At 72.1% G+C, this 14,442-nt stretch carries 13 protein-coding genes and 2 pseudogenes; 10 read left to right on the top strand and 5 right to left on the bottom strand.

The window, feature by feature from the left end; translation table 11 throughout:
• Window positions 1-176: 176 nt before the first annotated feature.
• The 7 genes and pseudogenes from AB0Q99_RS23560 (at window position 177) to AB0Q99_RS23530 (ending at window position 7,093) form a co-directional block, all read left to right on the top strand.
• A complete protein-coding gene (locus tag AB0Q99_RS23560) occupies window positions 177-671 on the top strand; it encodes a CBS domain-containing protein (RefSeq protein WP_363574825.1) in 495 nt (164 codons plus the stop codon).
• Between the two features lie 55 nt (window positions 672-726).
• Complete coding sequence (locus tag AB0Q99_RS23555) at window positions 727-1,722, top strand: aldo/keto reductase (protein WP_363574823.1); 996 nt, start codon at window positions 727-729, stop codon at window positions 1,720-1,722.
• 136 nt (window positions 1,723-1,858) lie between these two features.
• Window positions 1,859-2,689 (top strand): DUF4253 domain-containing protein, encoded by an 831-nt coding sequence (locus AB0Q99_RS23550; RefSeq protein WP_363574821.1) that lies wholly within the window; start codon window positions 1,859-1,861, stop codon window positions 2,687-2,689.
• Between the two features lie 228 nt (window positions 2,690-2,917).
• Window positions 2,918-3,661, top strand: a pseudogene (locus AB0Q99_RS23545) (ArsB/NhaD family transporter); the annotation flags it as partial.
• A gap of 90 nt (window positions 3,662-3,751) precedes the next feature.
• Window positions 3,752-4,348: an SMI1/KNR4 family protein gene (locus AB0Q99_RS23540; protein WP_363574819.1), complete on the top strand. Its 597-nt coding sequence runs from the start codon at window positions 3,752-3,754 to the stop codon at window positions 4,346-4,348.
• 125 nt (window positions 4,349-4,473) lie between these two features.
• Window positions 4,474-6,489, top strand: a complete 2,016-nt coding sequence (locus AB0Q99_RS23535) for an RHS repeat-associated core domain-containing protein (protein ID WP_363574817.1) — start codon at window positions 4,474-4,476, stop codon at window positions 6,487-6,489.
• A gap of 1 nt (window position 6,490) precedes the next feature.
• Window positions 6,491-7,093: a hypothetical protein gene (locus tag AB0Q99_RS23530; RefSeq protein WP_363574815.1), complete on the top strand. Its 603-nt coding sequence runs from the start codon at window positions 6,491-6,493 to the stop codon at window positions 7,091-7,093.
• Between the two features lie 143 nt (window positions 7,094-7,236).
• Here AB0Q99_RS23530 and AB0Q99_RS23525 read toward each other — a convergent pair whose 3' ends face one another.
• On the bottom strand, window positions 7,237-7,512 hold the full coding sequence (locus tag AB0Q99_RS23525) for a hypothetical protein (protein WP_363574813.1): 276 nt from the start codon (window positions 7,510-7,512) through the stop codon (window positions 7,237-7,239).
• Between the two features lie 652 nt (window positions 7,513-8,164).
• A pseudogene (locus tag AB0Q99_RS23520) lies at window positions 8,165-8,569 on the bottom strand (IS701 family transposase); the annotation flags it as partial.
• 40 nt (window positions 8,570-8,609) lie between these two features.
• Here AB0Q99_RS23520 and AB0Q99_RS23515 point away from each other — a divergent pair.
• Both AB0Q99_RS23515 and AB0Q99_RS23510 read left to right on the top strand, forming a co-directional pair.
• A complete protein-coding gene (locus AB0Q99_RS23515) occupies window positions 8,610-9,086 on the top strand; it encodes a DNA/RNA non-specific endonuclease (RefSeq protein WP_363574811.1) in 477 nt (158 codons plus the stop codon).
• Between the two features lie 5 nt (window positions 9,087-9,091).
• Complete coding sequence (locus AB0Q99_RS23510) at window positions 9,092-9,619, top strand: SMI1/KNR4 family protein (protein ID WP_363574809.1); 528 nt, start codon at window positions 9,092-9,094, stop codon at window positions 9,617-9,619.
• A gap of 889 nt (window positions 9,620-10,508) precedes the next feature.
• Here the strand turns inward: AB0Q99_RS23510 and AB0Q99_RS23505 are convergent.
• Both AB0Q99_RS23505 and AB0Q99_RS23500 read right to left on the bottom strand, forming a co-directional pair.
• On the bottom strand, window positions 10,509-11,585 hold the full coding sequence (locus AB0Q99_RS23505; RefSeq protein ID WP_363574807.1) for a helix-turn-helix transcriptional regulator: 1,077 nt from the start codon (window positions 11,583-11,585) through the stop codon (window positions 10,509-10,511).
• 180 nt (window positions 11,586-11,765) lie between these two features.
• The gene (locus AB0Q99_RS23500; RefSeq protein WP_363574805.1) at window positions 11,766-12,716 is read right to left on the bottom strand and encodes a hypothetical protein; all 951 of its coding nucleotides are present in this window, start codon (window positions 12,714-12,716) and stop codon (window positions 11,766-11,768) included.
• A 287-nt stretch (window positions 12,717-13,003) separates the two neighbouring features.
• On the opposite strand from AB0Q99_RS23500, the gene AB0Q99_RS23495 reads away from it, so the two are divergent.
• Window positions 13,004-13,330, top strand: a complete 327-nt coding sequence (locus AB0Q99_RS23495) for a DUF1330 domain-containing protein (RefSeq protein WP_363574803.1) — start codon at window positions 13,004-13,006, stop codon at window positions 13,328-13,330.
• Window positions 13,331-13,335: 5 nt separating this feature from the next.
• Here AB0Q99_RS23495 and AB0Q99_RS23490 read toward each other — a convergent pair whose 3' ends face one another.
• Window positions 13,336-14,343: an NAD-dependent epimerase/dehydratase family protein gene (locus tag AB0Q99_RS23490; RefSeq protein WP_363574801.1), complete on the bottom strand. Its 1,008-nt coding sequence runs from the start codon at window positions 14,341-14,343 to the stop codon at window positions 13,336-13,338.
• Window positions 14,344-14,442: the final 99 nt, after the last annotated feature.

The raw sequence follows: 14,442 nt of genomic DNA, 5'->3' as shown, positions 1-14,442 counted from the left end.
CCTACTCCGGAGCGGTCTTCTCCGGAGTAGTTCCTTCCAGGGCCATCCGCCATCGGAGTAGCCTCGAAGACATCCAGGGCATCCCGCATTCCGGTCCCCGTTCCGGCTTCGTTCTGGGTGAAGGACAGCCCGGCGAGCCCGATCGGGCAAGATCGGGCAACCGGAGACGGGAAACGGTGAACACCGTGACCACTCACCCCGACCAGCCGGCACGGCTCGGCCACGGCCTCACGGTCGCCGATGCCATGGATCTGTGCGACTACCAGATCGCCGACGACAGCACGGCCGACCTGGCCAACGACATCCTTTACAGCGCCCATGTCGATTTCCTGCTCGTCCGTGGCCACGACGGCCGCTGCGAGGGCCTGGTCACCCGGACCGGCCTCCACTCGTTCCTGACCCGTTCCGAGTACACCGAGCGGACCGCGATCAGCTCCACCTCGCACCAGCGCGGCCCGTTCGCATGGCCCACCCTGAACCTGGCCCTGGCCTTGCTCGCCATGCAGATCAAGCACCTGACGCTCTGGCCCGTTGTCGACGACGACGGCTACATCCTCGGCGTGCTCACCGCGGACCGTGCCGCCGGGCTCCTCGCCGGGACGCCGCACCCGGGCCCTACCCGGGCCGTACCCGTGGCTGTGGCCGCAGCCCCGCCACGTGACCGGGTGTGACCGGCGCACGGCTAAGGTCCCGGGTGAGAACCGCCGCGCCCGAGGAGACCACGCCATGCCGACCGACGCCGCCACCGGAGCCCCCGCCCGCCCGCAGCCCGCGCGCCTGGGACTGGGCACCGCCGCCGTCGGCCGGCCCGGCTACATCACCCTGGGGCGCGACGCGGACCTGCCCGCCGACCGCACCGTCGAGGCACTGCGCGAGCGCACCCACGCCCTCCTCGACGCCGCGTACGCCGCCGGGGTGCGCCACCTCGACACCGCCCGCTCCTACGGCCGCGCCGAGGAGTTCCTCGCCCAGTGGCTGGACGAACACCCCGAGGCGGCGGCCGAGGTGACGGTCGGCAGCAAGTGGGGCTACACCTACACGGCCGGCTGGCAGAGCGACGGGGTGGCCGCGCACGAGGTCAAGGAGCACTCGACGGCGGTGTTCGACCGTCAGGTCCGCGAGACCCGCGCCCTGCTCGGCGAGCGCCTCGACGTCTACCTCGTCCACTCCGTCGTCCCCGGCAGCCCCGCCCTCACCGACCCCGCCCTGCACGAGCGCCTGGCCGCCCTCGCCGCCGAGGGCGTGCGGGTGGGCCTGTCCACCAGCGGCCCCGCCCAGGGCGCCACCATCCGCGAGGCCCTCGCCGTCACCGTGGCCGGGCGTCCGCTGTTCACCGCCGTCCAGGCCACCTGGAACCTGCTGGAGACCTCCGCCGCCCCCGCCCTCGCCGAGGCCCACGCGGCCGGCTGGCTCGTCGTGGTCAAGGAGGGCATGGCCAACGGCCGCCTGGCCGGCCGCAACGCGACCGGCCCCGACACCGCCGCCCTGCGCGCCCTCGCCGACCGCACCGGCACCACCCCCGACGCCCTCGCCCTGGCCGCGGCCGCCGCCCAGCCCTGGGCCGACGTCGTCCTCTCCGGCGCCGCCACCCTCGACCAGCTCGCCTCCAACCTGACGGCGGCCGAGGCCCGGCCGGGCCCGCAGGACCTCGCGGCCCTCGACGGCATGGCCGAGCCGGCCGAGGCGTACTGGCGCACGCGCGCGGAACTGCCCTGGGGCTGACGGGCGTTCGGGTCTGGCGGGGCCTGGGCCTGGCGGGTGCCCGGGCCTGGCGGGGGTCCGGGTCTGGCGGGGCCCGGGCACCGACTGCGGGCCGCGTCCGCCCGTCCTGTCGGTGCCCGCTCCTACGGTGGGTGCCATGACGCCGCCCCCGGACCTCGCCGCCGCCCTCGCCCACCTGCCCGCCCACCTGCCCGTCCCCGTGCCGCCCGGCCGCCTGATAGGGGAGGAGGGGCGGGAGCCGCTGCTGTGGATCACCGACGCCCCCGCCCCCGGCGGGCTCTGGGCGCAGCTGCACCGCGCGCACCCGCGGAGCGGGCTGTGGCCGCTGCTGCTCCGCCCGCTGGACCGCAGCGGCCCCGACTACCGGCCCTGGCTGTCCGGCGAGCTGTACCCGAGCGACGCCGGCGTCGCCGAGCTGTACGACCCGGCCGCGCTGCTGCGCGGCTGGTGGCAGACGTACGACGGCGGGGAGGAGGACGACTACGACGACGGGGAGGACCGCGCGGAGCTCGCCGAGGCCCTGGCCCCCTACGGCCTGACCTGGCCCGGTACCGCCCCCGCCGTCGACGTGCCCGACGGCGCGGCCGGCGCCGAGGCCCGGGGGCTGGCCGACGTGCTGCAGTGCGTCAAGGACGTGCGCCTGGGCCTGGTACGGGCCGACAGCGGCGCCGAGGCGCTGGCGGTGTGCGGGTGGAACGGGCCGGTGAACCACGAGGACGACATCGCCAAGGTCGCCGCCGTGCTCGCCGACTGGGAGCGCCGCTTCGGCGCCCAGGTCGTCGAAGTCGGCTTCGACACCCTGGAGTTGAGCGTCCCGGTGCCGCCCGCCACGCTCGCCGAGGCGCTCCCGGTGGCCGCCGAGCACGTCTCCTTCTGCCCCGACCTGGTCTTCCAGGGCACCGGCAGCCTCACCGAGTACGCCGAGGAGCTGGTGGGCGCGCACCAGTGGTCGTTCTGGTGGGACTGACCGGGCCGCCTGGCTGACCGGACTGCCGGGTCCGGGCCGGGGCGGGGCCGGGTCCGGGCCGAACCGGTGCGGCCTGACCCGGGAGGATGACCGGGACGATCCCGTACGCCCGCCCGGCCGTCCGCCCCGCCGGTTACTTGAGCACCCGAGGAGCACCCCTGAACACCGCCTGGGCCGAAGTCCTGTCCGCAAGCCTGCTGGCCCTGGTCCTGGTCTGCGCCGTGGGGCGGCCTGAGCTTCGGCCGCTTCGCCGCGCTGATGACCCTGCCGTGGCTGACGGCGGTCGGCGTCGAGTACCTGGTGCTGCGCCGCTTCTTCGCCGCCGACCTGGACACCGGCGCGAGCGCGCCGCCCGCCGGCGAGGCACCCGCGATGCCGCTGTTCGCCCTGGTCACCGTGGGCTGCACGCTCGCCGGGTTCGTCCTCACCTCGGCACTGGGCGTCGACCCGGTCTGGGCGGCCGCGGCCGGCGCCGCCGTGCTGGCCGTCCGCGCCCTGGCCCGCGGCCACGCCACACCCGCCGACGTGCTGCGCTCCGCGAACCCGCCGTTCCTGGCCTTCGTCCTCGCCCTCGGCGTCGTGGTGCGCACGGTCGTCGACAACGGACTCGCCACCGGCCTGGCCCACCTCGTCCCGCACGGCACCGCCCTGCCCGCCCTGCTCGGCACGGCGGCGCTGGCGGCCGTCCTCGCCAACGTCATCAACAACCTGCCCGCCACACTCGCCCTGGTCCCCCTGGCGGCACCGGCCGGGCCCGGCGCCGTCCTCGCGGTACTGCTCGGCGTGAACATCGGCCCCAACCTGACCTACGCGGGCTCGCTCGCCACCCTGCTGCGGCGCAGCATCGTGCGCGAGCGCGGCGTCACCGTGAACCTGCGCCAGTTCACCCACCTCGGCCTGCTCGCCGTCCCGGCGACCCTGGGCATCGCCGTCCTGGCCCTCTGGGCCTCGCTGCGCCTGATCGGTACCTGACGGGCCACAAGGCAGAAGTCGTTCCCCACTCCCCCTACGGGCTGAAGACCAGGACCCGGTACGACCCCGGGCTCCAGTGAAAGTGATGAAATGGCACGCGAATTCGACATCAGCAGGCTGCTGGAGCTCATGCCCCCGCACGAGGGAGCCGGCGAGTCCGGTGACTGGGCGGCGGTCGAGCAGGCGTGGGGCTTGCGGTTCCCGCGCGACTACACCGAGTTCATCGCCCGGTACGGGAACGGGGGCATCGAGGAGTGCGTCTCGGTGCTCGCGCCCGACGAGCTGATGCCGCCGGATGCTCCGCAGCCGGGGATGCACAACCTGACGGAGGAGGCGCGCTGGCTCTTCGAGGAGGACGGCGAGCCCACCGAGGAGGTCCGCTGCGCCGAGCAGCTCGTCGCCTGGGGCGGCTCCTCGACCGCTGACACGCTGTGCTGGCTGACGGTCGGGGACGACCCCGACGCGTGGCCGGTGGTGGTCCTCGGCCGCAACGGGGGCGCGCCGCAGGTCTTCCGCATGGGGATGGCCGAGTTCCTCCACCGGATGCTCACGGCGGAGATCGACCCGTGCCCCATCGGCATCACCGACGCCTGGGGCTGCGAGTTCCCCCGCTTCGTCCACTGGCGGCTCAGCCGGCAGAGGTACCGCGACAGGCTCGACCCGCTGACCGGCGGGCCGAGGAGCTGACGCACCCCTGGGCCGGTGCCCGGCCGCCGGCCCAGGGGTGAGCAGGCCTGCCGTCCCCGCCCGGTGCGAACGTCGGTCGGGGACGGGGGAATTCAGGGCTGGTGGGTGGCGTTGGTGATCGGGTGGTGGGCGGTCCAGTTGGTCGTCCCGCCTACGTAGAGGGTGGTGCCCCATCTGCCGCCCCGGGCAAGCCGGCGGGCGACGCCCTGGCCGCCGTCACCACCGGACCCGAGCAGGACACCGACGCCTACGACGCCTTCGGCCGCCTGATCACCGAAGGCACCACCAGCTACACCTACGACGGCCTCGACCGGGTCACCACGCGCAACGCCGCCCGCTTCACCTACGACGGCGGCTCCAACAACCTGACCAACGACGGCACCTGGACCTACGCCCGCGACGCCGCCGGAAACCTGCTCGGCGCCGCCAACGCCACCAGCAGCGTGCGCCTGCGCACCGACCAGCACACCGACGTCACCGCGACCCTGGACACCAACGGCACCAGCGTCACGGGCTCCACCACCTACGACCCCTTCGGCAAGCCCACCGCCACCACCGGGACCGGTACCAGCCTCGGCTACCAGAGCGGCTGGACCGACCCCACCACCGGCGACGTCAACATGGCCGCCCGCTGGTACCGCCCCGGCACCGGCGGCTTCACCAGCCGCGACTCCTACCTCCTGAACCCGAGTCCTTCCGTCCAGGCCAACCGCTACACCTACGGCAACGGCAGCCCGCTGAACGGGATCGACCCGACGGGGCACGAGGTTCCCAAGGCCGGCGGCGGCGGTGGCGGTGGCGCCGGTGGTGGCGCAAGGCCCGCCCCCGCTCCCATCGCCGGCCAGCGGGCACCCGCCAACAACAACAACCAGGGCATCCAGTTCGGGGAGGGCCAGTTCGAGGGCAGCATCACCATCAAGCCGGGCCAGACCGCAGGCAAGCCCCGGGCCTCCCAGGCCTACGCCGACGAGCTCAACACGTACACCGGGAAGGCCCCGACCAACAACCGCTTCACCGCGGACTACACCAACCCCTCGGGCTACGTCGGGTACTACGGCGCGACGGCAGACGGCTCCTACGACCTCAGCGAGTACTGGCTGGAGAAGCGGGAGGCCCGGCAGCGCGCGAGGTCCAACTCTTCGTCGTCCTCCTCCCCGCAGAGCCCGACCGGCCAGCCGGTCGCCGACGAATGGAAGCCCGCAGGACGGGGCGGCTCGCAGTCCTCGGGCGGCGGTTGCACCACCTGCCGCCGGTCCACCCCGCCCGTGCGCCCCGCAGTCTTCCACCCCGATCCCCCCAAGCCTCCGTTCGACAAGACCCAGGCGGCCGTCGAGCGCCCCGCCCCCCAGCTCGACTGGACCCCGCCGAACCCCCAGCAGGCCCTCAACGTCATCGCGGCCTCCTACAGCTCCGCCGACCTCCAGGCGATGCTGGCGGTCCAGCAGAACGTCGCCCCGACCGTCGTCGCGGCCGCCACCGGCCCCCAGCCGGGCACCGAGCCGGGTGAGGACAGGGGTCGGTCGGGCAGTGACTGCCGGAACGGATTCGGTGGTGGCTGGCGTCTCTACTCGCCGCTCGACGCGGGCAACGGCGGCCGTGCCACGGGCGTGGAAGCCTGTCTCGACAAGGCATTCGTCGAGACGCACAACAAGGGCAAGGACATCGCGACCAAGCCGTCCGGATCCAACGCGGTCCTACCGCCGGGCCACGTGTGGGCAGCCACCTTCACCTGGTGGCTCGGACACAACGACACCAGCAACTGGCGCAACATCTGCCATCTGCTCGCGGGTTCCCTCGGCGGCGAGGGGACGGCGTACGAGAACATCGCCAGCTGTTCCCGTACGGCCAATTCGACCCCCATGGGCGGAAGCCCGGACCACCATGTCGACAACATGGCCCACTACGAGGATCTCGTCAGGAAGGCCGTGAACGCAGGGCAGGTCGTGCACTACTGGGTGACGCCGAAATATGCCGGAGGTGGAGTGATTCCCATCGGGTTCCAGATGAAGGCTTCGGGATACAGCTCGACCGGTGGCACCGAGCTCTTCTTCGACAACTATGTTCCCAACGACATGTACAGCTTCTTGGACATGAAGTGGCACAATATGGGAGCGTATTCGCCAAGTGGGTGGGTGAAATAGCATGAACAGCAAGACGCATGACACATCGGATGTCGTGGCGGAGATCATCCGGAGAGTTTCACGTCCCGGCCCGACCAGGGGTGAAGACGTAGACTGGACCGTGGCTTCTGAAGCGTACGGTGTGTCGTTCCCGGCTGATTACCGGGCCTTCGTGGCGGCCTTCGGCAGCGGATCGATCGAGGACTCGCTGAGCTTCGTCACACCGGCCGTTCACGGGGAACCGTTGCGCGGGGACTGGGTTTCGCGGATCTCCGAGGCGGCGTTGGCGGACAGTACGCTGCGGCATTGGAGCGATCCGGCGGCGGGGGTCCACCGTTTGGAGGACATGCTCATCTGGGGCACGACGGCAGGTGCGGACACCCTCTGCTGGGTCACCACGGATCCTGATTCGAACCGTTGGCCAGTTGCTGTCTACAAGAGGGTCGATGCCGGATGGTCGGTGTACCCCTGTGGGATGGCCGAGTTCCTGCTCCGGCTTCTGCGTGACGACTTCGAAGAGTGGCCCTTGAGTGACATTTCCCTTCCGGACATTCCGGTACCCCGCTTCTTGCACTACAAGGACCAGGCAGCGGCCCGGGGTCGCTTCGAGGACCCTTGGGCGTGAGGGGATCCTCAACGTGAGCCGCCGATAGGTGACCTGCTCCACGCGGGGGCTCATGGGCGAGCGGAGGGGACGGAGGGTGGCGCGGCACCGACACCTGAGGTTTGCCCCCGCCCGGCGCGGACGCCGGGCGGGGGCGGGGAAGTTCAGGAGCCGTGGGTGGTGATGGTGATCGGGTGGGCGGTCCAGTCGGTCATGCCGCCGACGTGGAGGGTGGTGTTCCAGCTGTCGCCCCGGGCGAGGCAGCCGGCGACGCCCTCGCCGCCGCCGGGGCCGATGCAGATACGGATGAAGTCCCGGTGGGCCTCGCGGACGGGGAGCCTGCGGACGTGTTCCCACAGGACGGGCGGGGCGTGGTCGAGGCCGGGGAAGAGGGCGGCCAGCATGACACCGGTGATTTCGGCCCGGACGACGGTGGTCACGCGGCGGCCCCCTCGGGGGTGATGAGGCACCAGACGAACTTGCCGATGCCGCCCTCGCGCGGGGAACAGCCCCGGCCGGCATCGTGCTGCGCGGACGGGATCGCCGTGGGAACCGGCCGCCGACGAGCACTGCCCGTACCCCGTCCACCCCGAGCCCGGCGGTCTGCTTTCCCGGGGTTCCAACCTCAACGCGGACCAGTTCTTCTGGCTGACCGAGGGCGACGACCCCGGTGCCCGGCCGGTGGTGGCGTTCTACCGGAGCCTGGGGGAGTGGGACCGCTTCGACGGCGGCTTCGCGGCCTTCCTCCTCGCCGTCGTCGACGGCACCTACCGGTCGTTTGTTGACGGCAAGTCAGCCGGTCCGGCCAGGGAGGGGACCCGGGAAAACCTCGTCAGCCCCATCCGGCCGCCCGGCGCAGACCACCCGCTTGACCGCTGCTCCCCGGAGCGTCAGGCCACCGCTAGTACTGCAATCACAGTTATGGGGTGTGGCCTCTGTGTTTGTAGTGGCTGCGGCGGGCTCGGGTCTGACTGAGGCGTCTCCACCATGACCAGTGCAGATGGTGCTGTGGGGTGAGCCAGTGTGGCCGGAGGACCAGGCCGATGAGGCGGCGGATCTCCGCGACGGACAGGGGTATCAGGTCGGTTTGTCCTAATCGGCATCCCCCTTTTCCAGCTCGTTCGCGCGGATGGCGGTGAGTGCGGCGAGGGTGGCCATGGACAGGGTGATGTGTCGGTACCAGGCGTCGTAGCGGCGGACCTGGTAGTGGTCCAGGCCGCACTCGTTCTTCGCGACCTGGAACGATTCTTCGATCGCCCACCTGGCTGAGGCGACCTTGACCAGGTCCTTCAGACGGGTGGCGACGGGGCCGTGGCAGACGTAGTGGGCGATCTCGGTGGGGTCCTTGACGGAGCGGCGGGCCAAGACCCAGTGGCCGACGCCGTCCTCCCACACGGGGCGGATCGCCACGCGGGCCCAGTCGTAGATCCGCTCTCCGTGCGAGCCTTTGCCGCCGGACAGGCGCTTCCAGGCCTGCCGCGGCAGTCGGGCGACCAGCTCGTCGACCCGGATCTCGCGCCACCCCCGCGTGATCACGGTGTCGTTGACCCTGGATGGCTGCCGTGCAACTCGTACCCACGGAGACTTCAACGGCCCCGAGGACCTGGAAGACGGCACCGCAACAGCATGGAAGAACGATCCTCGGAGACCCATGGTGACTCCGCCGGAATACTGGCTGCTGCCAGATCATCAGCACGGCCGGGCCCGCGGTCATCTCATGGGTAAGCAGTTCGGTGGTTCTGGAGACAATTTGCGCAACCTTGTGTCACTCCATGGATGGGCCAACTCCCCCGTGATGAGCGGGATCGAAACCAAGATCAAGACTGAGATCAAGTCGGGGCGTCAGCGGGTCAGCTACGACACGCGGGCAGTCTATGCGCCCGGCAGTGGCACCCCGTTGGCAATCCACTTGGAGGCCCATGGGACAGGGGGCATGAACGTGGACTGCCTGGTCCTTAATGTCGCCGATGAGGACAACGAGCCAATCTGTTCATCCCAGACTTACGGAGGTTGATGTCGATGGGAATGCCCGAAGGAATGTTTCATGATGTGGTTCGAGTGGACCCGTGGATTCGGCCGCCGCGCCCCGAGTCGTGGGCTGCGGTAGAGGCGTGGGCAGGTATCGAACTTCCCGCAGATTTCAAAGAGTTCGTTCGTTTGTATGGCGACGGCCTGGTGATGCGGCACCTCAACGTCCCGCACCCGGATGGAATCGACCCGATGATCGATTTTATGAAGCGGGCTCGGCGCAAGCTCGACAGGGTGCTGCCCGATTACGTCGAGGATCTCCGTTCGCTCTCTTTCGGTCCGGCTGATTTGGTTCCTTGGGGCTATTCCAACTGGGATGGTGACGATTGCTTCCTGGTGCCGCGATCCGGAGGGGAATGGGGCGTCGTTGTCATATTTCGGCAGTTGGCCCGCATTGTGACCTATGAAGGTGGATTCACTAAATTCATCACTGGGGTTCTTTCGGGTCAGGAGGTGCCGACTGGGTGGCCTCTCTTCGAGCCGAGATGGGAGCCGATTCCAGGTTCGCCGCTTGTGTGAGACGTGAAATTCGACCGTTTGGCGCAGATTCTCGGTGAGCCGTCAGTTCCGGTGCACATCCTGCAGTCTTACGCTTTCCGGCCCCGCCCGGCGGTCGCGCCGGGCGGGGCACCACTGGCTGCTCGGGGTGCGGACCGGGCGGTGGGGCCGAGGCTCTGCCGGCCGGGGTGGGTCAGCGGGGTGTGGCGGGTGGGTTGGTCGGGCCGACGGGGATGGCCGGACCGAGCGGGTGGCAGCCGTCCCAGGAGGCGATCTGTCCGGGCGGGCAGGAGGCGGGGACGGGCGGCAGCGTGGGTACCGGCCTGGGCGGGATGGTCCAGTCGGGTGAGGGTTTGGCGGCGGGGGCCGCCGGTTGTTTGCGGGTGGGCGATGCCGGGGCCGGGGTGGCGGGTGCCGGGGCGGCCGTGGGGCGGGACCGGGTCGGCGGGGTGGTGGCCGGGGCCTCGGGCGTGGCCGCGGGTCCGTCCGTCGTCGGTGCGGCCGCAGGTGTCTCGGTCGGTGCCGCTGCCACTGCCGGCGCCTCGGCCGATGGGGAAGCGGAGGGGGAGGGGGCCGAGGTGGCCGCGGAGTCGGGCGTCGCCGGGGCCGGCGACCCCGCCAGCAGGAGCGTCCCGCCGATCCCGGTCGCGCCCAGGACGCACACCCCGGCCGCCACGGCGAGGGTTCGCCGCCGCCGCGTCGTCCTGTCGTCCTCGGCTCTGTCCCCGGGGGCGCCGTCGGCTGTCTTCCGCACTTTTCCTCATCCGTCCGTATGGTCACGCCTTTGAGCTGCGCGGATGCTACACGAGGCGTCAGGACCGGCAGGCACGTCACCCCTGCCGATGCGTGCCGGATTCGCGATCGAGACTCTGACGGAGGTTCGCCGTACGGCGGCGACGAGGCCGCCCCGCTACGCCGGGGGCAGTCCGAGGGTGGGGAGGTGGTCGGCCATCAGGAGGGTGACGAGTTCGCGGCGGGTGCGGGTGCCGGTCTTGGTGAGGATGGCGCCGACGTGCTGCTGGACGGTGGGGACGGTGAGGTGCAGGAGGGCGGCGATGTCCTTGGTGCTGGTGCCGCGCGCCGCGTGGAGGGCGACCTGCTGTTCGCGGGGGGACAGGCCGTGGGCGAGGACGGCGAGCGGGAGGCGCTGGACGGGGGAGACCGGGGTGGCGATGACGGCGACGCCGCCGGTGGGGCCGTCGAGCGGGGTGGCGTGCAGGGCGAGCCACTGGCCGTCCGGGGTGCAGACGCGGACCTCGGTGGGGCGGCCGGTGCGGGTGGCCTGGCGGGAAACGGTGAGGAAGCCGCTGGGCACGCTGCCGGTGAGGCCGGCGGGTTCGGCCATCCGGGCGATGAGGTCGCGGGCCGCCGCGTCGGTGGAGCGCAGCCGGCCGTGGGTGTCGAGGACGGCGACGGCCGGGGCCTGGGCGGGCGGGGAGGGGCGGGCGGTGCGCAGGGCGGTGAGGTGCGCGCCGCGCAGGGCGGCGCCGATGGGGGCGGCGATGCGTTCGGCCAGGCGCAGTTCGGGCAGGTCGTAGGGGTCGCGGCCGCTCTCGCGCATGAACGCCGCGCAGCCCCACCGGCCGCCGCCGAGGTCGAAGTTGATCCGCAGTTCGTCGCCGTAGCCGCAGGGGTGGAGCAACTCCCGGTAGCGGACGCTGCGTTCGGGGTGCCCGTCGGTGGCGCGGCCGATGGTCTGCACCCGGTGGCCGGCGGCGCGGATGGCGCCGAAGGTGGTGGCGTCCTCGCCCTGGAGTTCCAGGCGGACGGCCTGTTCGAAGCGGGCGGGGTCGAGGCCGTCGGCGACGGTGGAGGTGGGGAACCCGGTGACCGGGTCGGTGCCGTGCCAGCACCCGCCGTCGAAGCCGAACGGGCCCCGCAGCAGGGCGTGCAGCTCGCGGAACAGGTCGGCGGCGGGCAGCTTGGAGGCCGCCAACTCGTCGATGGAGCGGAGGACTTCGCGTTCGAGCTCGCGTCGTTTGGCCACGGACGGAATGCTAGGGAAGCCGGTGCCCCGGGGTGGGGGGAGGTGCGAACGAATGGCTTGACGCGGGCATGTCGTGACCGAAAATCCGGGGGCGGACGCCACCGCGCTCGGCGCCCGCCCCCGACCCCCGATCACCCGCCCCCCGTCCCCCCGGTCACCCGTGACGCGCCGCCGGGGCGGTCAGCTCCACGGGTTGGCCGGCTGGTCGTCGATCGCCGTCCAGAACCGGGTCTGGGTCGGCAGGGTGCCGTTGGCCCACAGCCCCCAGCCCGAGGCGTCGTGGAACTCCGCCATCCGGAAGCCCGCCCCGAACGAGCCCGCGCACAGCTGGTCGGCGCCCGCCCGGCTGCTCAGCTGCGTGCCGGGCACCGGCGTGGTGGCCTTCACCTCGCCGCCGGCCCAGCTGTGGAAGCCGCTGGTGGGCACGCCCGCCGGCGCGGGCCGGCCGTCTTTGCGCAGGCACAGCACCGGCAGCCGGACGCCGGCCGGGGTGTCGCCCTGGTACGGGTCGCTCGCCGTGTCGTAGCCGACGTGCACCACGTTGTCGGCGCGCTGCTCCAGGTTCGCCCAGGTCATGCCCTTGTGGGCGCCGACCGGCCCGAACAGGGCCTCGTAGCTGCTGCGGTAGATGTCCCACTGCTGGTAGGCGCCGTCGTTGCAGCCGAACATGTAGAGCTTCCAGCCGCCGAAGTTCTTCTCGGTGTTGTCCAGGCACTGCGAGCTGGACACGTTCTGGATCCGCACCCCGACCATGTCGTACTTGGCCGTCTGGTCCGCCGCCGTGTACGGGGTGATCCGCCACATCTGGCTGGTCACGTTGGCGAGGCACTGGTAGCCGCCGGGGCGGCCGTCGGAGGCGGTCAGGCACGAGCGCCGGTCGGCGTCGTTGTTGATCGTGTAGACGCCGCTCCAGCCCGGGACCGGGGTGAAGACCCACTTGCCGGGGTTGTTCGACGGCGCGCAGGGGTGCATGTCCTGGGTGTCCCACACCGCGCCGTTGGGACAGCGTTCGGAGGCCTGGTTGAACAGGACCGTCGCGGGGGTGTCGGCGGAGGCGGCACCGGGGGCGAGCACCAGGCCGCCCAGGGCGAGCGCGGCCGAGAGGACGATGCGTCGGATCAACGAGCGCACAGGGATTCTCCAGATCGAGGGAAGACGGGGAAGGGGGCGGTACGGCCGGCCGACCGCCCCCAGCTTGTCAGGGCTCCGCCACCCGCCGGTATCCGAGCTTTCTCGGACCCCGCCGGTATCCCGCCGGTACCCCGCCCCCGGTAGGTGACGGATACGTGACTGATTCGCCCACCGGACCCCGCGTCCTACCGTCGGGGACGTCGGCAGGACGCCCCCGACGGACCACCCCCGACGGACCAACCCCGACGGATCACCCGTGACGAACCCCCGACCCCCAGGAGCAGCACATGACCGCCTACGCGATCGCCCAGGTCCACTCCGTCGAGTTCGGCCCCGACATCGTCGAGTACCTGCAGCGCATCGACGCCACCCTCGACCCCTTCGGCGGCCGCTTCCTCGTCCACGGCGGCCCCTCCGAGACGGTCGAGGGCCGCTGGGGCGCGGGCGGCACGATCGTCATCGAGTTCCCCGACGCCGAGCGGGCCCGCGCCTGGTGGCAGTCGCCCGCCTACCGGGAGATCCTGCCGCTGCGCATCCGGCACATGGTCGCCGACGTGATCCTGGTCGAGGGCGTGCCGGCCGGCTACCGCGGCGCGGATTCCCTCAAGCACTGAGGCCGTCAGGAGGCCTGCCGCTCGCGCCACCACGCGACCGTCGCCGCGACCTGCTCCTCCAGCGGCGTCGCCCGCACCGCGAACGCCGTCTCGTACGCGGTGCAGTCCACGACGAAGGGGCGGTCGAACTGGTAACGGGTCTCGCGCAGTTCGCGCAGCAGCGGGGAGAACAGCCCGGCCGCGCGCAGCAGGCCGGGCGGCAGCCGGCGCACCGCGACCGGGGCGGTGCCGGCCTCGGCGGCCAGGCGCTCGACCATCGCGCGCACCGGCAGGGCGGGGGCGGTGGGCACGTGCCAGGCCCGGCCCCAGGCCCGCTCGTCGCCCGCGACCTCGGCCAACGCCCGTGCCACGTCCGGCAGGTAGGTCCAGCTGTGCGGGGCGTCCGGGTCGCCGAGCACCGTGACGGGACGGCCCTTGAGCAGGCCGGGCATCACCCGGGAGGCCAGGTGGCCGCCGTCGGTGACGCCCGGTCCGAAGAAGTCCGAGGCGCGTACCTCCACCGCCCGGATCCGCCCGGCCTCGTGCAGCGCCCGGGCCCGCTCCCAGGCGGCCGCCCGGACCCGCCCCTTGGGGCCGGTCGCGGCGAGCGGCAGGTCCTCGGTCATCGGGCGGGCGGGGTCGGGCAGCGGCCCGTAGCCGTAGAGGTTGCCGAGCATGACCAGCACCGCGCCGCTCTCCTCGGCCGCCGCGCACAGCGAGGCGGACAGGGCGGGCCAGAGTGCGGCCCACTGCGGCAACGGCGGTGCGGCGCAGGCGTGGATGGCGACGGCGCCGCGCGCGGCGCGGGCGAGCGCCGCGGGGTCGGCCGCGTCGAGGGCGAGGTGTTCGACGCCCCCGGTGCCCCCGGTGCCCCCGGTGCTCTGGGTGTCTTCGGCGGGCCGGGTGTCCTCGGCGGGCCGGTGCGCGGGGCCTCCGGTGCGGGTGGCGACCCGGACCCGATGGCCCTGGCCGGCCAGCAGGCGGGCGGTGGCGGCCCCGGCGGGCCCGTGTCCGACGACGAGATGGAAGCTCATCCGTCGCACCCTATCCATGCTCCGGCCGGGACAAGGCGACGGTGGAGGGGAGCTGTTGAGGGCCTGCATTTATTCGGTATGGGAAACGTGAAAGACGAT

The organism is Kitasatospora sp. NPDC086791, from assembly GCF_040685975.1.
Lineage (GTDB): Bacteria > Actinomycetota > Actinomycetes > Streptomycetales > Streptomycetaceae > Kitasatospora.
This window is presented reverse-complemented; position numbering and strand designations above follow the sequence as displayed.